The sequence below is a fragment of the Enterobacter cloacae complex sp. GF14B genome (assembly GCF_004136805.1).
GTDB lineage: Bacteria > Pseudomonadota > Gammaproteobacteria > Enterobacterales > Enterobacteriaceae > Enterobacter > Enterobacter hormaechei_C.
This window is the reverse complement of record NZ_QFRV01000049.1, coordinates 16,257-36,560: the sequence shown is the minus strand read 5'-3', so window position 1 is coordinate 36,560 and position 20,304 is coordinate 16,257. Positions and strand designations below refer to the sequence as shown.

Genomic DNA, 20,304 nt, shown 5'->3' with positions numbered 1-20,304 from the left:
CACGCTGGTACGGTGCGCAGGTGCACGTCGGCAGACATCCGGCGCACGCCGCGCCGCAGGTTTTTCTCGCCCCTTAGCTTGAGCAGCTCACTTCCAGCCGCTTGCCCCAGTCCGGCGGGCGGCTGACATAGTCATCCTCCCGGTCGGCAAACGGCGTGCGCAGGGCGATATGTAGCCGATGCAGCTCGGTATAGTCCCCCTGCTCTGCCTGCTCAATGGCCCGCTGCGCCAGCCAGTTGCGCAATACCATCGCCGGGTTAACCGCCTTCATCCGCGCCTGGCGGGTATCGTCATCAATTTGTTCCTGCTGTAAACGCGCCCGGTAAGCGGCAAACCAGTCATCAAACGCCTGTCGATCGACGAACTCGTCGCGCAGCGGTGACGCGGCGCTCTGCTGCGCTGTCTGACTCAGCATACGGAAGGTTCGGGTATAGTCGCTGCCTTCACGCGCCATGATGGCAAACAGCCCATTCAGCAGCGCGTTATCGCCTTTTTCCTGCGTCATCAGCCCCAGCCTGGTGCGCATTAACACACCGTATTCCCGCAGCAGGACCTCCTGATAGCTGTCCAGCGCATCGTTCAGGGCATCAACGTCGATAAACGGCGACAGGCTTTGTGCAAGCCGCTGAAGGTTCCACAGCCCCACCGCAGGCTGGTTGTCGAAACGGTAACGCCCCTGATAGTCCGAATGGTTACAGATGTAACCCGGCTGATAGTCATCAAGGAAGCCGTACGGACCGTAGTCAAACGTCAGCCCTAACAGGGACATGTTGTCGGTGTTCATCACCCCGTGGGCAAAGCCGACGGCCTGCCAGCGGGCAATCATTGCGGCGGTGCGCGCAACAATATCACGGAACCAGAGAACATAGCGGTCCGGCTCGTTTTGCAGGTGCGGCCAGTGACGACGAAGAGCGTAATCGGCAAGCTGGCGGACTTTATCCGGCTCGCGGCGATAGTAGAAGTGTTCAAAATGACCGAAACGCAGATGGCTTTCCGCCACGCGGACCAGCATCGCTCCCTGCTCCATCGTTTCGCGGGCCACCGGCGTGTCGCTGGTGACAATGGACAGCGCACGTGAGGTAGGGATCCCCAGAGCGTGCATCGCCTCGGAAGCCAGACCTTCACGTATGGTTGAACGCAGCACCGCGCGGCCATCTCCCATGCGTGAGTATGGGGTTAGCCCTGCCCCTTTCAGGTGCCAGTCGAGCGTTTCGCCATTCGGCAGAACTTGTTCACCCAGCAGGATACCGCGGCCATCGCCGAGCTGTCCCGCCCAGACGCCAAACTGATGTCCGCTGTAGACCTGAGCCAGCGGCTTCATGCCCGGAAGCAGCGTTTCGCCGCCCCAGACGCCGGCGCCTTTTTCTGGCTGAAAAAGCGTCGAAGGGATGCCAAGCGAATCCGCTAATGCATCGTTATGCCAGATAAGACGCGCGTTTTGTAAAGGCGTTGGCTTAAGCGCGGTGTAAAAGCCGGGTAATTCATCGTGCCAGTGAGCAGTAAAAGACAGGGTCATAAGTCCTCCTGCTTTAAGTGTAGAGGGTTTCCCTGGACGTAAACACGGGCGAAGAAAGGGGTTATTGCTGTACGAGAGTCGTGACCCGCTCTGCCGGGACGGCAGGCCACAGGCTTCCCTGCATTGCACCAAAATTGAATGGCAGCACGCGTTGTAAGATGCCGTGATCGTCAATTCCCGAGACCATGACCGACTGACAGTGCGGCGCGATCTGCCAGAGAATAGCGCGCATAAAAGGCTCAAACGAGAGTGCCGAGACACGCTGCTGGATAAAGTTTTTATCCAGAACCACCCGTTTGAACAGACCATCATAAACCGGCTTAAGGGACGCAGCCCCTGCACCGAAGTTAGCCAGCACTAAGGGGAAATGGATCGCCATTCTTGCCAGACAGGGATCGTCTTTCCCGTTATTTAAACCTGGATAGTTCTCATTAACAGTAAACTCAAGAAACGGATATCGTTCAAGGATTGAAACAGCGTTCTCATTAGTTAATAAAAACTCAACAATTGCAGGTGTAATATTGATCCATGCAATTAACTGATGCTGAATAAAAAATAGCTTACAGGTATCGAGTAATTGTAGTTTCTCCTGAAACAGCGCTAATTCATCTTCCTGAGAAAGATGGGGGATAACCAGTTCAGTCGGGATCCGTACGTCCGCACCCACGCCAGTAAAGTTAACCAAAATCTCTAAACCTTTAAGCAAACCTGCACTATCACGCGCCGGAAGGAGTAAAAGTTCAGACTGGTAAGCATTATCTAGCGTAATAATCATCGCGCTTGTCCTGCATTAAAGATGAGAGAGAACATCCTGGAGCAATTGCAGGCACAATTCCACTGTCTTGATTTTAATAAGATTAATTTCATTCTTTCCGTATTAATTTTCAGATTTTTCCCTGAATCTTAATTAATTTTATCCTGGTTATTGAATAATAGCCAGTTTTAGATAAAACAGGCACATGCGGACATAAATAATTGGGCAAAAAAATTAACTTTAATCAACCCGCAAGAAAAGCCTGACGTCTATTTTCACCGCCAGGCCCTCCGCACTGCATTTTTATGCAGCGGTTAAATACGTCTGGCCTGCCAGAAGTTTTTACGCCAGTAAACATTATCCAGAGAGGAGCGCATCACGCCACGGCTGGTCGAGGCATGAATGAACTGATTATCGGTGTCATAAATGCCGACATGAAGGCCGCTTTCACCGGAGCCCGTTTTAAAAAAGACCAGATCGCCGGGCAGGAGTTCGTCTTTATCAATTTCAGTACCGATTTTCGCCTGCATACGCGTTTCTCGCGGAAGCTGGAGGTCAAATTTATCGCGGAAGGTCATCAGCACGAATCCTGAGCAATCCACCCCGCCCCGGCTCATGCCGCCGTAGCGATAAGGGGTGCCGCGCCAGTTGCTGAGCTGATCGTTCAGGCTGGCAATGACCGTAATGGAATCGGAAAGCCGTGGGTTGGGCGGAGGTGCATGATGGCTGCTGCATCCTGCAAGAAATAGCGCCGCAACAAGGAGAAACCAGAATCGCATTTCAGACGAATCCTCTGCTTTTTTTGTTCTTTCGGTAATTTAGCGTGCATCTATGCGACTGTGCAAGAAAGGTTATTCCTGCGCCGTGGAAATGAGCATCTTGTGGCCTTCAATATCCAGCCTCCGGAACGACATGTGGTAAGCGCTCGCAAGATTGGCGGCCGTCAGCACGTTGTCGCGCGTTCCGCTGGCAATCAGTTTGCCACGCGCCAGCAACCACACCCGATGCGCGTGGCGCAACGTATGGTTTAAATCATGGCTGCTCATCAAAATGGCGATCCCCTTGCGACATAGCGCGCTGAGCAGGGTATCCAGCGCTGCCTGTTGGGCAACGTCCAGCCCGCTCATCGGCTCGTCCAGCAGCAGCATCCGCCCGTGAGGATTTCCCGCCGGATGGATCTGAAGGATAACGGCGGCCAGACGCACGCGCTGCCACTCCCCGCCGGAAAGCTGATTTGCCTGCCGGGTGAGCTTATCGTCTAACCCGAGCGCCGCAGCAACCTCGTTGAGCAAGCCCACCTGATTTTTATCAGACAGATGCAGCGTCAGGTAGTGCCAGACGGGCATCGCAAAGGGCGGAACCTGCTGCTGAACCAGGTAGCTTCGACGGGAGGCAAGTGTAGCGGGTAGCCAGTCGACGAGCGATTGCCCGAGAAAGGTTATCTCTCCTTCCCCGGTGGTCAGCCCCGCCATGCGAGCCAGCAGCGTGCTTTTTCCGGCGCCGTTTGGCCCAACCAGGTGAAGGATTTCACCTGCGTTGACTGCGGCAGTCACAGGCTCAAGACGTCCCTTCCCGGCAACGTCCGTGAGCTGCATCAGCAGCGTCATTATTTCGCCAGCGCCAGCTTGATTGATTCCATCACGATAGGATCTTCCGGCGTCATGTCAGGCGAAAAACGCTGCACGACCTGACCGTCACGTCCAATCAGGAATTTTTCGAAGTTCCACAGAATATCGTCCGGATAGAGCGGCGCGCGGCCTTTACTCGCCATACGCTCATAGAAACCACTCTCTTCAGGCGCAACGGCGGTCGGCGCCGCGGCCACCAGTTTGGCATACAGCGGATGACGATTTTCCCCGTTCACGTCAATTTTGCTGAACATCGGGAACGTCACGCCATAGGTTGTGCTGCAAAAGGTCTTAATTTCCTCTTCGCTGCCCGGCTCCTGGCCCAGGAACTGGTTGCACGGGAAGCCGAGTACGGTAAAGCCGTCTTTTTCCCAGGCTTGATGAATGTTTTCCAGCTGTTCATACTGCGGCGTAAGGCCACATTTCGACGCCACGTTCACGATGAGCAGCACCTTGCCCTTGTAGCCTTCCAGCGTGGTTTTCTCGCCGTCAATGGTCGTCACTTCGGTATTCAGAATATCAGACTGCATAGCATTCCCTCAGGTTGACTTACAGGTTGTGTTTTAACGTCCAGCTTTTAATAGTAGCCAGATAAAGACCGGCGCGCCCAGCGTTGCGGTCACCACGCCTATGGGCAACTCAGCGGCCGTCAGGGCGAGTCGGGCGATGATATCGGCAACCAGCAGCGTTGCCGCCCCGGCAACCGCCGAGGCCGGGAGCAGGGTTCGGTGGTCCGTCATGCCGCACAGACGCAGCATATGCGGGATCACCAGCCCAATAAAGCCAATCGCCCCCGCCAGCGCCACGCTTACGCCCACCATCCAGCCGATGGCGATAACCAGCACGTTGCGCCAGAATCCAATCGGCATCCCGAGCTGGCGAGCAGACGTTTCGCCCAGCGCGAGAATATTCAGCGGCTGCGCCTGGAAAACCATCCACAGGATAACCGGGATCAGGAGCACCATCAGCCACCCCTGACGCCAGTCGACGCCACCAAATCCCCCCATCATCCAGTACATTAACTGGCGCAGATCGAAGGAGGTGGAGAAGTAGACGGCCCAGGTCATCAGCGCACTACAGATGATCCCCAACGCTACCCCGGCAAGCAGCAGCCGGCTGGTGGATAAATGGCGACGAGCAAAGCGCAGAAGGATAAGGGTTATCAACAGCGCGCCTAGGATGGCGCTGAGGCTAATCCCCCAGGCGGAGAGCTCGCCTCCCCCCAGCATCACGGCGGCGATAAGCCCGACGCCTGCACCATTCGAGACCCCGAGAAGCCCGGGTTCTGCCAGAGGGTTTTCAAATAATGCCTGCATGATCGTACCGCACAGCGCCAGCGCAGCGCCGACTAAAAGGACAGCCAGCGTCCGCGGCAGGCGGATCTGCCAGACAAAGAGCTGCCCTTCAGGCGTAAACCAGCTTTCCGGCCCCAGCCACCGATCGCCCGCGCACAGGCTGACGGTGGTGGCGACAATCAACAGCACCCCGAGCAGACACAGGCGGCGGAGATCGGAGCGGTGCTGAAGTCGGGCAAAATCAAGCATAGACGATAGGTTATCCGGTTGAGATATCATTGATTTTACGGCGGGTTTAGCAAATAGCGCAAAGAAAAAAGGCCGCGTGAGCGGCCTTTTTAGTTAGTTCATATTACTCTGCTTTGGGCGTTGCGTTTTCGACACGGCTTTTTAACTTCTGTCCGGGTCTGAAGGTCACCACGCGGCGGGCTGTAATGGGAATATCTTCCCCCGTCTTCGGGTTACGGCCCGGACGTTGGTTTTTGTCTCGCAAATCAAAATTGCCAAAGCCGGAGAGTTTAACCTGCTCACCATTTTCCAGAGCACGACGGATCTCTTCGAAAAACAGCTCTACCAGCTCTTTGGCATCCCGTTTGCTAAGCCCAAGCTTATCAAACAGATATTCTGACATTTCAGCTTTTGTAAGCGCCATAGGTTCAATCCCTCAATGATGCCTGGAATCGCTCTTTTAATGCCTCTACACATTTGGCGACGGTAGCGGCAATCTCCTCTTCTTCGAGTGTACGGCTGGTATCCTGAAGGATAAGGCTAATAGCGAGGCTCTTGAAACCTTCTGCTACGCCCTTGCCGCGGTACACGTCAAATAAGTTTACGCCAACTACCTGATTTACGCCAACTTTCTTACATTCGGCCAAAATATCTGCTGCGGGCATATTTTCAGCGACCACAACCGCGATATCACGGCGGTTTGCCGGGAAGCGTGAGACGTCCTGCGCCTGAGGAATGACGCGGTCTGCAACCGGGTTCCACTCCAGTTCGAATACGATGGTACGGCCATTCAGATCCAGCTTACGTTCCAGTTCCGGGTGAACAACCCCAATGAAACCAACACGTTTGCCGTCTAAATAGATCGCCGCACTCTGACCCGGATGCAGGGCTGGAATCGCTTCTGCGCGGAATTCAATTTCGGATAATTTACCGGTCAGATCGAGAATTGCTTCCAGATCGCCCTTCATATCGTAGAAATCAACTGTCCCTTTTGCCAGGTCCCAATGCTCTTCATAGCGGTTACCGCTGATGGCGCCGGCCAGCATGAGATCCTGACGGATGCCTAAATTCGCCTGAGTATCCGGTACAAAGCGCAAACCGCTTTCGAAAATACGCACGCGGTTTTGCTGACGGTTCTGGTTATAAACGATAGTGCCCAGCAGTCCCGTCCACAGGGACAGACGCATCGCTGACATCTCGCTGGAAATCGGACTTGGCAGGATCAGCGCTTCCTGACCCGGGTGGATCAGCTGTTGCAGCTTAGGATCAACGAAGCTGTAGGTGATCACTTCCTGGTAGCCTTTGTCGTTCAGCATGGTTTTCACACGCTTCAGAGACAGATCGGCCTCGCGATGGCTGCCCATCACCAGACCCGCCTGCACCGGCTCGTCAGGGATGTTGTTGTAGCCGTAAACGCGGGCCACTTCTTCCACCAGATCTTCTTCGATCTCCATGTCGAAACGCCAGGATGGCGCAACGGCTTTCCACTCGTCCTGACCTTCAGTGACTTCGCAGCCCAGACGCGTCAAAATGTCGGTCACCTGCGCATCGGCAACGTGGTGACCAATCAGGCGATCCAGCTTGCTGCGGCGCAGGGTAATGGTCGCACGCTTCGGCAGTGTCGCTTCGTTGGTCACATCAATTACCGGACCCGCTTCACCGCCGCAGATATCGATCAGCAGGCGAGTTGCACGCTCCATCGCTTTGTATTGCAGCGCAGGATCCACGCCACGCTCGTAGCGATGAGAAGCATCAGTGTGCAGACCGTGACGGCGTGCGCGGCCAGTGATGGAGAGCGGGCTGAAGAACGCGCATTCCAGCAGGACGTTTTGCGTCTCGTCGTTAACGCCAGAGTGCTCGCCGCCGAAGATACCGCCCATCGCCAGCGCTTTGTTGTGATCGGCAATCACCAGGGTGTCGGGGTTCAGTTTCGCTTCGCTGCCGTCCAGCAGAACCAGGGTTTCGCCCTCTTTCGCCATGCGCACGACGATCCCACCTTCGATACGATCTTTATCAAAGGCGTGCATTGGCTGGCCCAGCTCCAGCAGAACATAGTTGGTGACGTCAACCACGGCGTCGATAGAACGGATACCGCAGCGACGCAGTTTCTCTTTCATCCACAGCGGGGTTGGCGCTTTAACGTTAATACCTTTCACCACACGACCGAGGTAGCGTGGGCAGGCCTCAGGCGCGTCTACCTGAATCGGCAGCACGTCACTGATGGTTGCCTCAACCGGCGCGATCTCCGGCACGTTCAGTTCGGTCTGGTTTAGCACGGCCACGTCGCGGGCCACACCGATGATGCCTAAGCAGTCGGCACGGTTTGGCGTTACGCTGATTTCGATGGTGTTGTCATCAAGCTTCAGGTATTCGCGGATATCGGTACCGACTGGCGCATCCTGCGGCAGTTCAATAATGCCGGAGTGATCGTCGGAAATACCCAGTTCGGAGAAGGAGCACAGCATACCTTCAGACGGCTCACCGCGCAGCTTAGCCGCTTTGATTTTGAAATCGCCCGGCAGTACCGCACCGACGGTCGCCACGGCCACTTTCAGGCCCTGACGGCAGTTTGGCGCACCGCAGACAATATCCAGCAGACGATCACCGCCCACATTGACTTTTGTTACGCGCAGTTTGTCAGCGTTAGGGTGCTGACCGCATTCAACCACTTCGCCCACGACCACGCCGGTGAAGGCGCCAGAAACCGGCTCTACACCGTCAACTTCCAGACCCGCCATGGTGATCTGGTTGGAAAGCGCGTCGCTGTCCAGCGTGGTGTTCACCCATTCGCGTAACCACAGTTCACTGAATTTCATTGTTCTGTCCTGCCCTTATTTAAACTGTTTGAGGAAACGCAGATCGTTTTCGAAGAACGCACGTAAATCGGTTACGCCGTAGCGCAGCATGGTCAGACGCTCCATGCCCATACCGAACGCAAAGCCGGAATACACTTCTGGATCGATACCCACGTTGCGCAGCACGTTTGGATGCACCATGCCGCAGCCCAGCACTTCCAGCCATTTACCGTTTTTACCCATCACGTCAACTTCCGCAGACGGTTCGGTGAACGGGAAGTAGGACGGACGGAAGCGAACCTGCAAATCTTCCTCAAAAAAGTTGTTCAGGAAATCGTGCAGCGTGCCTTTCAGGTTGGTGAAGCTGATGTTTTTATCAACAATCAGACCTTCCATCTGGTGGAACATTGGGGTGTGGGTCTGATCGTAGTCGTTACGGTATACGCGACCCGGCGCGATGATGCGGATAGGCGGTTCCTGTTCCTTCATGGTACGGATCTGAACGCCGGAAGTCTGGGTACGCAGCAGACGGGTAGCGTCAAACCAGAAAGTGTCGTGGTCAGCACGTGCCGGATGATGGCCAGGAATGTTGAGGGCATCGAAGTTATGGTAATCATCTTCAATTTCCGGGCCAGTCGCCACGGTAAAGCCGAGCTCACCGAAGAAACTTTCAATACGATCGATAGTACGGGTAACCGGATGCAGACCGCCGTTTTCGATACGACGACCCGGCAGAGAAACGTCAATCGTTTCTGCCGCCAGACGCGCATTCAGTACTGCGCTTTCCAGCTCGGCTTTACGCGCGTTCAGCGCCTGCTGTACCTGCTCTTTGGCTTCGTTAATCACTGCACCGGCTGCCGGGCGCTCCTCTGCTGGCAGTTCACGCAGGGTAGTCATCTGAAGGGTCAAATGCCCTTTCTTGCCCAGATATTCGACGCGGACATTGTCTAACGCGGCAACATCTGAGGCCTGGTTAATGGCGGCCGTTGCACTGGCAACCAGCTCTGCGAGATGTGACATGGTTTTCCTCATTATGTCGGTGCAGACACCGAATTGTTGGACGTATTCTCTTAACTTCAGGCACAAAAAAAGCCTCCATCGGGAGGCTTATCTGGCGCTGTTTTTCGTTTCATCTTTCACGCGCTAGCCTCCTGAAGTCAGGTGCTAAAGTAAAAGAAGAAGCGGAAAATAGCAGCATTCATGCTTGCGTTACCTTGTAGGGTAAAAACCGTTAAGACCTTATTGAAAAGCCTGCACGGATAAATGTCAATCTTCTGATGGTGTTAAATGAAAAGAGGAGGCAAAGCCCCCTCTCTCAACTGGCTTATGCCAGTGCTGCTTTCGCTTTTTCGACCAGAGCGGTGAACGCTACTTTGTCGAATACTGCGATGTCAGCCAGGATCTTACGGTCGATTTCAACAGAGGCTTTTTTCAGGCCGTTGATGAATTTGCTGTAAGAAATACCGTTCTGACGTGCTGCTGCGTTGATACGCGCAATCCACAGTTGACGGAACTGACGCTTACGCTGACGACGGTCACGGTAAGCGTACTGACCTGCTTTGATAACAGCCTGGAAGGCAACGCGGTATACGCGTGAACGCGCACCGTAGTAGCCTTTAGCTTGTTTCAAAATTTTCTTGTGACGTGCACGTGCAATTACACCACGTTTTACGCGAGCCATGTGTGCTCTCCTGTATCTATTCTAAGTTAAAAAAGTTAAACGTTAACGACTTATGCGTACGGCAGGCACGCGATGACCAGGCCCAGATCGCCTTTAGAAACCATGGCTTTTGGACGCAGGTGACGTTTACGCTTGGTAGCTTTCTTAGTCAGAATGTGACGCAGGTTAGCGTGCTTGTGCTTAAAACCACCTTTACCGGTTTTTTTGAAGCGCTTAGCAGCACCGCGTACGGTCTTAATTTTTGGCATTTTAATAACTTCCACTTCGCATTGTTAAATAAACGAAACATAGGCGAACAAAACCTATGAAACCCGAAGGCTCCACAGATTTTGCTGCTTGAAGGCCTTACTGTTTCTTCTTAGGAGCGAGCACCATGATCATCTGGCGGCCTTCGATCTTCGTAGGGAAGGATTCGACTACTGCCAGTTCACTCAGATCGTCACGGACGCGGTTAAGCACTTCCATACCAATCTGTTGGTGGGCCATCTCACGACCGCGGAAACGCAGCGTGATCTTGGCCTTATCGCCATCTTCCAGAAAGCGAATCAGGCTGCGGAGTTTTACCTGATAATCGCCATCGTCGGTACCAGGACGGAATTTGATTTCCTTAACCTGGATAACTTTTTGCTTCTTCTTCTGTTCCTTAGAAGACTTACTCTTTTCATAAAGGAACTTGCCGTAGTCCATGATACGACAAACTGGCGGTTCGGCGTTAGGGCTGATTTCAACTAAATCTACTCCAGCTTCTTCAGCCTTTTCGATCGCTTCTCTCAGACTCACAATCCCCAGCTGCTCGCCTTCCAGACCTGTTAAGCGAACTTCCTGGGCGCGAATCTCGCCATTGATACGATTCGGACGTGCCGTTTGAACTCGTTTTCCGCCTTTAATACCTTATTCCTCCAGTTGTTGAAGACTGCGGCTGCGAATCTCTTGTTGCAGCTTCTCAATCACTTCACTTACGTCCAGGCTCCCCAGGTCTTTACCACGGCGGGTGCGAACGGCAACTTTGCCTGCTTCCACCTCTTTATCACCACAGACCAACATATACGGGACACGACGTAAAGTGTGCTCGCGGATTTTAAAGCCAATCTTCTCATTTCTCAAGTCTGCTTTTACGCGAATGCCCGCATTTTGTAGTTTCTGCGTCAATTCTTTAACGTAATCCGCCTGAGAATCGGTAATGTTCATCACCACGACCTGCACTGGCGCAAGCCAGGTTGGGAAGAAGCCTGCGAACTCTTCGGTCAGGATGCCGATGAAGCGCTCCAGTGAACCGAGAATCGCACGGTGAATCATAACCGGCACCTGACGCTCGTTGTCTTCGCCAACATAAGAGGCGCTTAAACGCTGCGGCAGGGAGAAGTCCAGCTGTACCGTTCCGCACTGCCATGCGCGATCGAGGCAGTCATACAGGGTAAATTCAATTTTCGGACCGTAGAATGCGCCCTCGCCCAGCTGGTATTCGAACGGAATACCGTTCTCTTCCAGCGCTACGGCGAGATCCGCCTCTGCGCGATCCCATGTCTCATCGCTGCCGATACGTTTTTCCGGACGCGTTGAGAGTTTGACCACGATCTTCTCGAAGCCAAAGGTGCTGTACATATCGTAGACCATACGAATACAGGCGTTAACTTCTTCACGGACCTGATCTTCAGTACAGAAGATATGCGCATCATCCTGAGTAAAGCCACGAACACGCATCAGACCGTGCAGCGCACCTGATGGCTCGTTACGGTGGCAGCTACCGAACTCCGCCATACGCAGCGGCAGATCGCGGTAGGATTTCAGACCCTGGTTGAAGATCTGAACGTGGCCCGGGCAGTTCATTGGCTTGATGCAGTATTCACGGTTCTCAGACGAAGTGGTGAACATCGCATCTTTGTAGTTGTCCCAGTGGCCGGTTTTTTCCCACAGCACACGGTCCATCATGAACGGGCCCTTCACTTCCTGATACTGGTACTCTTTCAGCTTGGAGCGCACGAACGTTTCCAGTTCACGGAAGATAGTCCAGCCGTCGTTATGCCAGAACACCATCCCCGGCGCTTCTTCCTGCATATGATACAGGTCAAGCTGCTTACCGATTTTACGGTGGTCACGCTTAGCCGCCTCTTCCAGGCGTTGCAGGTATGCGTTCAGGGCTTTCTTATCGGCCCACGCGGTACCATAGATACGCTGCAACATCTTGTTGTTGCTATCGCCACGCCAGTAAGCGCCTGCGATTTTCATCAGTTTGAAGTGATGACAGAAGCGCATATTCGGCACGTGCGGACCACGGCACATGTCGACGTATTCCTGGTGATGGTACAAGCCTGGCTTGTCATCATGAGCGATGTTTTCATCAAGAATCGAGACTTTGTAGCTCTCGCCGCGCTTCACGAAGGTTTCACGCGCTTCGTGCCAGCTGACTTTCTTCTTAATGACGTCATAGTTAGTTTCGGCGAGCTCGTGCATACGTTTTTCGAGCGCGTCGATATCTTCCTGGGTCAGGGTGTGGTCAAGGTCAACGTCGTAGTAGAAACCGTTGTCGATAACCGGGCCGATCGCCATTTTGGTGTTTGGCCACAGCTGCTTGATAGCATGGCCTAACAGGTGCGCGCAGGAGTGACGAATGATCTCCAGACCTTCTTCGTCTTTCGCGGTGATGATCGCAAGCGTTGCATCGCTTTCAATCAGATCGGACGCGTCTACCAGCTCGCCGTTTACGCGGCCTGCAATGGTTGCTTTTGCAAGTCCAGGACCGATATCCAGGGCAACATCCATTGGGCTAACAGCGTGGTCGAAATGGCGTTGGCTGCCATCAGGAAGAGTAATTACAGGCATTTTATATCCTTATTTGCAGTGATGCCCCACACATAAGAGCATATACAAAGAAAATAATCGTGATTAAACAGTAGATTACGAAACCATCTGACCAACAATCGTCAAATTGGTTCGTCATCATTCACCGGCCGATTTCAGAATAATGCGGGTTTACGACAGGCGACGTAATGGTAACACTATTGATAGGGCGAATGCACCTTCCTGCGACCGTTTTGAACCGCACATCCTGTTGTCTGCATTAATGAACTTTTGTTGACGGGTGCTCGCAATCCGAAAGTGCTGAGCTATTCTTGATCTGGTCCTTAAACATCGAAGGGGTATCACATGAACGTATCGAGTAGAACCGTTGTGATATTAAATCTACTTTCCGCTGCTGGCCTGGTATTGATTCTGGCTGACAGATTCCATTGGTTTTAAGCCGAACCGGTGTTCCGGCATAACCTGTTCTCCCTTGTTGAGCGTTTTCTGGCGCAGACTTTGGTAGACTAAGGGTATCAACTGACAAGGATTAGGTTATGCCAACAAAAAGATTTGCCGTGAAGCACTGGAAAATGGTCGTGGTGTTAATTGCTATTTGCGGCGCGATGTTGCTGCTGCGCTGGGCCGCTATGATCTGGGGCTAATATTTTGTCAGCGAAAACCTGCCGTGAATTTACTGAATAAATCTTAACTATCTTTACGATAATTTATGGTCCAAAACCGGTACGTCATAATCCGGTTTTCGACAGGCTGTGGCAGCGTATATATTCCGTCACACGTGGCAGTTGAAATATCAGGACCACTCACCCGCCACCAGCTTATGTACATCAAATGCATCATTCATTGACTGGCCGGTAGACTGAGTGCCAGGGGCAATGTTGGAGCCTGCTTCTACATCAGAGGCTTTAGCGATCCCGATTGGGCTGTTAACGTCATTGGCAGGTTGCGTATTATCAGCAGCAAATACGCCAAATGAAAGTGCGGAAAGCACCATCGCTGCTGTAGCGGTTTTGATTTTTTTCATAATTTTATTCTCATACTTATTTAATGCGTTTAATGCGATAGGCCTGAGGCGAGTTTTTCGCCTGTGCCGTAAGTGTAGATCTGGATCACATTTTTGCCTAGTCAAATTATTTATCAATTCGTGTCAAATAAACTGAATAAGCTCTGGCCAGCTAATTATGGAGAAATTATGAAGAAGAAACCAAATCCATTATTTATTTTAAAACGCCGTTTAATATAAATAAGCACAGTTTCAGAAAATAAAAAACGGGCCGGGATTATTCCCGGCCCGACGAAATTACATTTTATAACCTAAAGAAATCGTGGTTCGGCGATCGGTATGTTCCGGCGCAGAATCAGGTGGGGATGAGTTCCAGGTTACGTTGTACGCCACCTTGAGTCCAAAGTGTTCGTTGATGGCCACGTTCAACGCACTTTCAGAGTTCAGCGTTGTATCTTCAGCGCCAAACACCGACACACCCTGGGTGAATTTTGCGTTATCCGTCATCTGCCATGCGTAGGTGCCCGATGCATAACCCAGCGGCTGGGTTTCATCTTCGCCGTTGGTGTACTCGTCGTAACGGACACCCGGACCGAATTCAAAACGCAGGCTGTGCACCGGCCCATTGAGGAACTGACGACCATAACCCGCAGTTACGACATCACGCTGGCGATAGCCGTTGTAGCGGTCAGTCAGCCAACTCGCCTGCCCGAACAGGTAGTCATAATCGGTCATGTTGTATCGGCTACGTCCGCCTACCGCGTATTTCTCCGATGAGCGTTGATCGTTAGCAGAGGTGTTGCTGGCATTTCCCCACAGCGACCAGGCCGTGGTGTTGCCGTACCAGGTCAGGGTGCTGTCTGCGGTCAGGGAGGAGCTTTTCGTATTACCGGATTGCGCCAGATACCCGGCATTCACGTTACCTTCAAAGGGTTTTTTGGCAGTGGAGGGATCGTCCATGACAGTAAAAACGGTATCATCGGCGGTTGCATTCAGTGACGCAAATACGCCACCCGCCAGCATCAGTGCTGCGGGTACTGTCTTCAAAAGCTTCATTTTATTTAAGGAGTCCGTACAACATAAAAAGAGACCGTCACGGTCTCGGAAACTTTCTTGCGGATCAATGACAAGGCGACCATAGAAAGGTAACAAATTATAAAAAGCCGCAAATAACATAGCAATATTTTCTTCTTTCATTTTTTGAATAAGAACGATCCCAAAACGCGTTTTATTTTATATGCCCGGCGCAGCTTATTTGTCAGCATTCATATTTAAAATCATACTGTTATTTACGTTGCCTTCCTGCCAAACGGTGCCAGGCTTAAAAGAACCCATGATAAAAGGAGGTCATGATGGCTTCGATTTATACGCTGACACTCTCCCCTTCCCTCGACTCCGCGACCATGACGCCGCAAATCTACCCGGAAGGTAAGCTGCGCTGTAGCGCGCCGGTGTTTGAACCGGGCGGCGGCGGCATCAACGTGGCGCGCGCTATTACCCATCTCGGCGGAAAAGCCACCGCCATCTTCCCCGCTGGCGGCGCCACGGGAGAACATCTGGTGGCGTTGCTGGCAGATGAACAGGTGGCCGTAGACACCGTCGACGCTAAAGACTGGACCCGGCAGAATCTGCATGTCCATGTTGAATCCAGCGGCGAGCAATATCGCTTTGTGATGCCGGGGGCGATATTGACCGATGATGAGTTTCGTCAACTGGAAGAGAAAGTGCTGACCATTGAAAGCGGCTCATTACTGGTGATCAGCGGTAGCCTGCCGCCGGGCGTCAAAACAGAGAAACTGACGGCGCTGGTTCAGGCTGCGCTCCAGCGCGGCATCCGCTGCATTGTCGATAGCTCGGGCGAAGCCCTGAAGGCGGCGTTAGAACCCGGACAACTTGAACTCGTTAAACCTAACCAGAAAGAGCTCAGTGCCCTGGTTAATCGAGAACTCAGCCAGCCTGATGACGTTCGTACTGCCGCAGAAGAGCTGGTACGTACGGGCAAAGCACATCGCGTTGTTGTTTCTCTCGGTCCTCAGGGTGCGCTGGCCGTCGACAAGACGGGCTTTGTGCAGGTTGTGCCACCGCCGATGAAAAGCCAGAGCACCGTGGGTGCCGGTGACAGTATGGTTGGCGCGATGGTGCTGAAGCTGGCGCAGGGCGCTTCGCTTCTGGAGATGGCACGCTATGGCGTCGCGGCAGGGAGTGCAGCCACCATCAATCAGGGAACGCGTCTGTGTTCGCTTGCGGATACCCAGAAAATTGTCGATTACCTCGAGAGAAGCTGAACCTGCTTCCCCTTCCCATGGAAGGGGAAGTCGCTAAACAGGGCTTATCGACTATGCTAAGAAAACTTTCAGGATAACAACGAGGTGAATTATGAGCAGTGGTGATATCACCCGCTACGTCGTAACCGTGAATATTCATGAAGCGTCGCTGACCGAACTGAATGAACTCAACAACGCGTTCACGCGCGCCAATTTTCTGCTTACGCTGACGGACGATGAGGGCAATATTCACGATCTCGGCTCACTGGCATTTGGCCTGATAAGCCCGCTGAGTCAGGAAGAGGTGAAGGCGCTGGCCAGTAGCCTGGTGGAAAGCGTGACTGACAAAGCCACGGAAATTGATGTGGATAGCTGGGAAAACTGGCATAAAAAAGAACAATAAGTGCCCTGTATAAAATTAAACCGCTCAGTTGTGCGTTAGTTCCTGTTTTTTTATAGCCGTTTTGCGCTAACTTTATGATCTGGCAGACAACATGGGAGAGACATCATGTGGCAGGCTATCAGTCATCTTTTAAGTGAGCAGCTGGGTGAAGGTGAAATTGAACTGCGTAACGAACTGCCAGGCGGAGAGATCCATGCCGCATGGCATTTACGTTACGCCGGGCGCGATCTTTTCGTTAAATGTGATGAGCGCGAATTGCTCCCCATTTTTACTGCCGAAGCCGATCAGCTTGAGCTGTTATCGCGCAGTAAAACAGTCACCGTTCCGCAGGTTTTAGCCGTCGGCAGCGATCGTGACTATAGCTTTCTGGTGATGAACTATCTTCCCGCGCGTCCTCTGGATGCGCATAACGCCTTTATTCTCGGGCAACAGATCGCCCGTTTGCACCAGTGGAGCGATCAACCTCAGTTTGGGCTCGATTTCGATAACGACCTCTCCACCACCCCACAGCCAAACGCATGGCAGCGCCGCTGGTCGACTTTTTTCGCCGAACAGCGCATCGGCTGGCAGCTGGAGCTGGCCGCTGAAAAGGGATTAGCGTTCGGCAACATCGACGCGATTGTTGAACATATTCAGCAGCGTCTGGCTTCGCATCAGCCTCAGGCTTCCCTTCTGCACGGTGATTTATGGTCAAACAACTGCGCGCTTGGGCCTGATGGTCCCTATATATATGACCCGGCCTGCTACTGGGGCGACAGAGAGTGTGACCTCGCGATGCTGCCGTTGCACCCTGAACAGCCGCCGCAAATTTATGATGGCTATCAGTCTGTCTCGCCGTTACCTGCGGGTTTCCTTGATCGTCAGCCGGTTTATCAGCTGTACACCTTGCTAAACCGGGCTATTTTGTTTGGCGGGAGTCATCTGGTAAATGCCCAGCGGGCGCTGGACCGTATTCTGGCGGCATAGCGGGAAGGGGCAGCATCACGCCCCTTCCCTTAGGATTTACAGGAAGCCAAGCAGCGTAAAGAAGAAATACCCGGCCACAATGATGATGACCGGCAGGATGTAGAGCGGGAAAAACTGCACAAAAATGGTATGACGCGGAACGACAATGCGCGATTCGATCTGCTCGCGGCTCATCCCGTCAGGGCCTTTCGCCTTCTCAAGTATCAGCTGATCTTCCACCCCTTCGCGTAAAAAGCGGGTCTGGCGACTCATGCGCGCGCCGGAGGCCTGCAACGCCATCGCGATAAATATCAACGCATAGATTATCCAGAAAACGACATTCAGCTGGTGGTGAAAATCCGGCGTGGGGGAGTTGAACCAGAAGACGTTCAGGAACGGGGTGTTAAACCGCATCATCTCAATCATGACGTGGGCAAAATCAAGCATAACGGCATTGATGCCCGGCTGTTTTTCGCTGTGATCGTACATAAATTTGAGTACGGAGATCAGCGTTGAAATCAGGGCGGGAATAAAAATAACCCAACCAGCAACACGTTTTAAGACCGCGATGCGTCCAGCTTGTTGATACGTCATTAGTTCCTCTTCATAAAGACGCGTTATTTGTGCCTAAGTCTACCTGCTGTCGGTCAATTTCGCCCGCTCTTTGCATGCAATATGCTAAATTGCTTGTGCTTAGCACCGTTCGTCTTACCCCAAGATAAGGAGATGTTGTAATGTCGACACCGCGCAAGATACTTGCCGCTATTTTTGACATGGATGGATTGCTGATTGATTCCGAACCCCTGTGGGATCGGGCTGAACTGGACGTGATGGCCAGCCTCGGCGTCGATATCAGTCGTCGTAACGAGCTTCCCGATACCCTGGGGCTGCGCATCGATATGGTGGTTGACCTTTGGTATGCCCACCAGCCATGGGTTGGCCCGGATCGCGACGAAGTTACGGCGCGCATTATCAACCGCGCCATCTCCCTCGTAGAAGAGTATAAGCCTCTGTTACCGGGCGTACGCGACGCTATCGCCCTGTGCAAGGCGCAAGGGCTGAAAGTGGGGCTGGCCTCCGCCTCACCGCTGCATATGCTGGAAAAAGTGCTGACGATGTTCGGGCTGCGCGACAGCTTCGACGCGCTGGCCTCGGCCGAAAAGCTTCCGTACAGCAAGCCACATCCGCAGGTGTATATGGACTGCGCCGCGAAACTGGGGCTGGATCCGCTTACCTGTGTGGCGCTGGAAGATTCGGTTAACGGCATGGTGGCGTCCAAAGCCGCACGTATGCGCTCCATCGTTGTGCCGGCTGAAGAAGGCCGACACGATCCCCGTTTTGCCCTGGCGGATGTCAGGCTGACGTCTCTTGAAGAATTGACTGCCCGCCATCTGCGTGGGGAGTAACGCTCTTTCAGGCAGCTTCGGCTGCCTGCCCCGCAAAATCAAAACAACGTTTTACTTTATTTGCTTTTCTCATTCCAGACTCCTATTCTTACGTGCAGAATGACAATAACCTGACTTCTGAGGCGCGTATGATACTGGATGCTTTTACTCTGGCAGGAAAAGTGGCGATGGTGACCGGGTGCGATACCGGTCTGGGGCAAGGCATGGCCATTGCCCTCGCCGAAGCAGGATGCGATATCGTGGGGGTTAACCGCAAGGTTCCTGACGAAACGGCAGCGCGCGTTACGGCGCTGGGACGACGCTTTATCGCGATTCGCGCCGATCTTGGCAAGCAGGAGAGTATTCAGAGCGTGGTGGATACCGCAGTCGCTGAGATGGGCCGCATCGATATTCTGGTTAACAATGCCGGCACCATCCGCCGTGCCGATGCGCTGGAATTTAGTGAGAAGGACTGGGACGAGGTCATCGATCTCAATCTGAAATCAGTCTTTTTCCTCTCTCAGGCAGTGGCGAAACAGTTTATCGCGCAGGGTCAGGGCGGCAAGATCATTAACATTGCTTCCATGCTCTCCTTCCAGGGCGGCATCCGGGTGCCCTCCTATACGGCGTCCAAAAGCGGCGTGCTGGGCCTCACCCGCCTGCTGGCGAACGAATGGGCAACGCTGGGCATTAATGTGAATGCTATTGCGCCGGGTTATATGGTGACAAATAACACCCGGCAACTTCGGGATGATGAGCAGCGCAGCCAGGCGATCCTCGACCGGATTCCGGCGGGCCGCTGGGGTCTCCCGGAGGATTTACAGGGTCCGGTGGTGTTTCTGGCTTCAAGAGCATCTGATTACGTTAACGGTCATACTCTCGCCGTAGACGGTGGCTGGCTGGCGCGCTAACCGCGCGTTTGTGACAAAGAGTTACACCGTCACCTCTTTCACACACTGTATAAAAACCCTATACTGTATGAATCGACAGTTTACCGGGTTTTATCATGACGGCGGAAGGCCACCTGCTTTTTTCACTTGCCTGTGCAGTGTTTGCCAAAAACGCTGAACTGACCCCTGTGCTGGCACAGGGGGACTGGTGGCATATTGTCCCTTCCGCCGTACTTACCTGCCTGCTGCCGGACATAGATCATCCAAAGTCATTCCTTGGCCAGCGGCTAAAGTGGATTTCAAAGCCCATCGCCAGAGCCTTTGGTCATCGCGGGTTTACCCACAGCCTGCTGGCCGTATTTGGCCTGCTTACACTCTTCTATTTAAAGGTTCCGGAGAGCTGGATCGTCCCGGCGGATGCCATTCAGGGCATGGTGCTTGGCTACTTAAGCCATATCCTCGCCGATATGCTGACGCCAGCGGGCGTACCGCTGCTCTGGCCCTGCCGCTGGCGTTTCCGCCTGCCAATCCTCGTGCCGCAAAAAGGCAACCAGCTGGAGCGCGTTCTGTGCATGGCGCTGTTTGCGTATGCCGTCTGGATGCCGCAGACATTGCCCGAAAATGGTGCAGTGCGCTGGTCATCGCAGATGATCAACTCGCTGCAATTTCAGTTCAATCGTTTTATTAATCACCAGATTGAACATTAAACCGACAATAT

At 53.3% G+C, this 20,304-nt stretch carries 25 protein-coding genes and 1 other annotated feature; of the genes, 8 read left to right on the top strand and 17 right to left on the bottom strand.

Annotated features, from left to right (window positions below):
• Positions 1-73 precede the first annotated feature (73 nt).
• The 14 genes from selO to thrS form a co-directional block, all read right to left on the bottom strand.
• Entirely contained in the window at positions 74-1,516 is a 1,443-nt protein-coding gene (gene selO / locus DD606_RS16195; RefSeq protein WP_003857792.1) for a protein adenylyltransferase SelO, read from the bottom strand.
• Positions 1,517-1,577: 61 nt separating this feature from the next.
• Positions 1,578-2,291 (bottom strand): EAL domain-containing protein, encoded by a 714-nt coding sequence (locus DD606_RS16190; RefSeq protein WP_003857794.1) that lies wholly within the window; start codon positions 2,289-2,291, stop codon positions 1,578-1,580.
• A 293-nt stretch (positions 2,292-2,584) separates the two neighbouring features.
• Positions 2,585-3,049 (bottom strand): NlpC/P60 family protein, encoded by a 465-nt coding sequence (locus tag DD606_RS16185; protein ID WP_003857796.1) that lies wholly within the window; start codon positions 3,047-3,049, stop codon positions 2,585-2,587.
• Positions 3,050-3,121: 72 nt separating this feature from the next.
• Positions 3,122-3,877, bottom strand: a complete 756-nt coding sequence (btuD, locus tag DD606_RS16180; RefSeq protein WP_129258870.1) for a vitamin B12 ABC transporter ATP-binding protein BtuD — start codon at positions 3,875-3,877, stop codon at positions 3,122-3,124.
• Complete coding sequence (locus DD606_RS16175) at positions 3,877-4,428, bottom strand: glutathione peroxidase (protein WP_045346439.1); 552 nt, start codon at positions 4,426-4,428, stop codon at positions 3,877-3,879. The genes btuD and DD606_RS16175 overlap by 1 nt, the downstream gene beginning before the upstream one ends.
• 33 nt (positions 4,429-4,461) lie before the next feature.
• Positions 4,462-5,442, bottom strand: coding sequence for a vitamin B12 ABC transporter permease BtuC (gene btuC / locus DD606_RS16170; protein ID WP_022650904.1), 981 nt, complete (start codon positions 5,440-5,442; stop codon positions 4,462-4,464).
• A 103-nt stretch (positions 5,443-5,545) separates the two neighbouring features.
• Positions 5,546-5,845 carry an integration host factor subunit alpha gene (gene ihfA / locus DD606_RS16165; protein ID WP_003857805.1) on the bottom strand — a complete coding sequence of 100 codons (300 nt, stop codon included), beginning with the start codon at positions 5,843-5,845 and terminating at the stop codon, positions 5,546-5,548.
• A 4-nt stretch (positions 5,846-5,849) separates the two neighbouring features.
• On the bottom strand, positions 5,850-8,237 hold the full coding sequence (gene pheT, locus DD606_RS16160; RefSeq protein WP_129258868.1) for a phenylalanine--tRNA ligase subunit beta: 2,388 nt from the start codon (positions 8,235-8,237) through the stop codon (positions 5,850-5,852).
• Between the two features lie 15 nt (positions 8,238-8,252).
• On the bottom strand, positions 8,253-9,236 hold the full coding sequence (gene pheS, locus DD606_RS16155) for a phenylalanine--tRNA ligase subunit alpha (protein WP_003857809.1): 984 nt from the start codon (positions 9,234-9,236) through the stop codon (positions 8,253-8,255).
• A 62-nt stretch (positions 9,237-9,298) separates the two neighbouring features.
• Positions 9,299-9,423: a sequence feature (Phe leader region), on the bottom strand.
• On the bottom strand, positions 9,374-9,418 hold the full coding sequence (gene pheM / locus DD606_RS25990) for a pheST operon leader peptide PheM (protein ID WP_001386830.1): 45 nt from the start codon (positions 9,416-9,418) through the stop codon (positions 9,374-9,376). (Overlaps the previous feature by 45 nt.)
• 117 nt (positions 9,424-9,540) lie before the next feature.
• Positions 9,541-9,897: a 50S ribosomal protein L20 gene (gene rplT, locus DD606_RS16145; RefSeq protein ID WP_000124850.1), complete on the bottom strand. Its 357-nt coding sequence runs from the start codon at positions 9,895-9,897 to the stop codon at positions 9,541-9,543.
• 50 nt (positions 9,898-9,947) lie between these two features.
• Positions 9,948-10,145: a 50S ribosomal protein L35 gene (rpmI, locus tag DD606_RS16140; protein WP_001124225.1), complete on the bottom strand. Its 198-nt coding sequence runs from the start codon at positions 10,143-10,145 to the stop codon at positions 9,948-9,950.
• 97 nt (positions 10,146-10,242) lie between these two features.
• Positions 10,243-10,785, bottom strand: a complete 543-nt coding sequence (gene infC / locus DD606_RS16135; protein ID WP_023616141.1) for a translation initiation factor IF-3 — start codon at positions 10,783-10,785, stop codon at positions 10,243-10,245.
• A 3-nt stretch (positions 10,786-10,788) separates the two neighbouring features.
• Complete coding sequence (gene thrS / locus DD606_RS16130; RefSeq protein ID WP_003857814.1) at positions 10,789-12,717, bottom strand: threonine--tRNA ligase; 1,929 nt, start codon at positions 12,715-12,717, stop codon at positions 10,789-10,791.
• Positions 12,718-13,041: 324 nt separating this feature from the next.
• Here thrS and yncL point away from each other — a divergent pair, with 324 nt between their 5' ends.
• Positions 13,042-13,134 carry a stress response membrane protein YncL gene (yncL, locus tag DD606_RS16125; RefSeq protein ID WP_071785204.1) on the top strand — a complete coding sequence of 31 codons (93 nt, stop codon included), beginning with the start codon at positions 13,042-13,044 and terminating at the stop codon, positions 13,132-13,134.
• Between the two features lie 98 nt (positions 13,135-13,232).
• The gene (yniD, locus tag DD606_RS16120; RefSeq protein ID WP_003857815.1) at positions 13,233-13,340 is read left to right on the top strand and encodes a small membrane protein YniD; all 108 of its coding nucleotides are present in this window, start codon (positions 13,233-13,235) and stop codon (positions 13,338-13,340) included.
• Positions 13,341-13,489: 149 nt separating this feature from the next.
• On the opposite strand, the gene DD606_RS16115 is transcribed toward yniD, so the two are convergent.
• Together DD606_RS16115 and DD606_RS16110 are read right to left on the bottom strand one after the other, a co-directional pair.
• Positions 13,490-13,720 carry a hypothetical protein gene (locus DD606_RS16115; RefSeq protein ID WP_003857817.1) on the bottom strand — a complete coding sequence of 77 codons (231 nt, stop codon included), beginning with the start codon at positions 13,718-13,720 and terminating at the stop codon, positions 13,490-13,492.
• Positions 13,721-13,996: 276 nt separating this feature from the next.
• A complete protein-coding gene (locus tag DD606_RS16110) occupies positions 13,997-14,755 on the bottom strand; it encodes a YdiY family protein (protein WP_026080717.1) in 759 nt (252 codons plus the stop codon).
• 296 nt (positions 14,756-15,051) lie between these two features.
• Between DD606_RS16110 and pfkB the strand changes: the two genes are divergently transcribed.
• From pfkB to DD606_RS16095, 3 genes are all read left to right on the top strand, one after another.
• Positions 15,052-15,984 carry a 6-phosphofructokinase II gene (gene pfkB / locus DD606_RS16105; protein WP_032609031.1) on the top strand — a complete coding sequence of 311 codons (933 nt, stop codon included), beginning with the start codon at positions 15,052-15,054 and terminating at the stop codon, positions 15,982-15,984.
• A gap of 91 nt (positions 15,985-16,075) precedes the next feature.
• Entirely contained in the window at positions 16,076-16,366 is a 291-nt protein-coding gene (ghoS, locus tag DD606_RS16100) for a type V toxin-antitoxin system endoribonuclease antitoxin GhoS (RefSeq protein WP_003857822.1), read from the top strand.
• A gap of 105 nt (positions 16,367-16,471) precedes the next feature.
• On the top strand, positions 16,472-17,332 hold the full coding sequence (locus DD606_RS16095) for a fructosamine kinase family protein (protein WP_022650899.1): 861 nt from the start codon (positions 16,472-16,474) through the stop codon (positions 17,330-17,332).
• 36 nt (positions 17,333-17,368) lie between these two features.
• On the opposite strand, the gene DD606_RS16090 is transcribed toward DD606_RS16095, so the two are convergent.
• Positions 17,369-17,905, bottom strand: a complete 537-nt coding sequence (locus DD606_RS16090) for a YniB family protein (RefSeq protein ID WP_045350504.1) — start codon at positions 17,903-17,905, stop codon at positions 17,369-17,371.
• Positions 17,906-18,045: 140 nt separating this feature from the next.
• Between DD606_RS16090 and hxpB the strand changes: the two genes are divergently transcribed.
• From hxpB to DD606_RS16075, 3 genes are all read left to right on the top strand, one after another.
• On the top strand, positions 18,046-18,717 hold the full coding sequence (gene hxpB, locus DD606_RS16085) for a hexitol phosphatase HxpB (RefSeq protein WP_032658162.1): 672 nt from the start codon (positions 18,046-18,048) through the stop codon (positions 18,715-18,717).
• Positions 18,718-18,845: 128 nt separating this feature from the next.
• The gene (kduD, locus tag DD606_RS16080) at positions 18,846-19,607 is read left to right on the top strand and encodes a 2-dehydro-3-deoxy-D-gluconate 5-dehydrogenase KduD (protein WP_032658160.1); all 762 of its coding nucleotides are present in this window, start codon (positions 18,846-18,848) and stop codon (positions 19,605-19,607) included.
• Between the two features lie 95 nt (positions 19,608-19,702).
• Positions 19,703-20,293, top strand: coding sequence for a metal-dependent hydrolase (locus DD606_RS16075; protein WP_015570742.1), 591 nt, complete (start codon positions 19,703-19,705; stop codon positions 20,291-20,293).
• Positions 20,294-20,304: the final 11 nt, after the last annotated feature.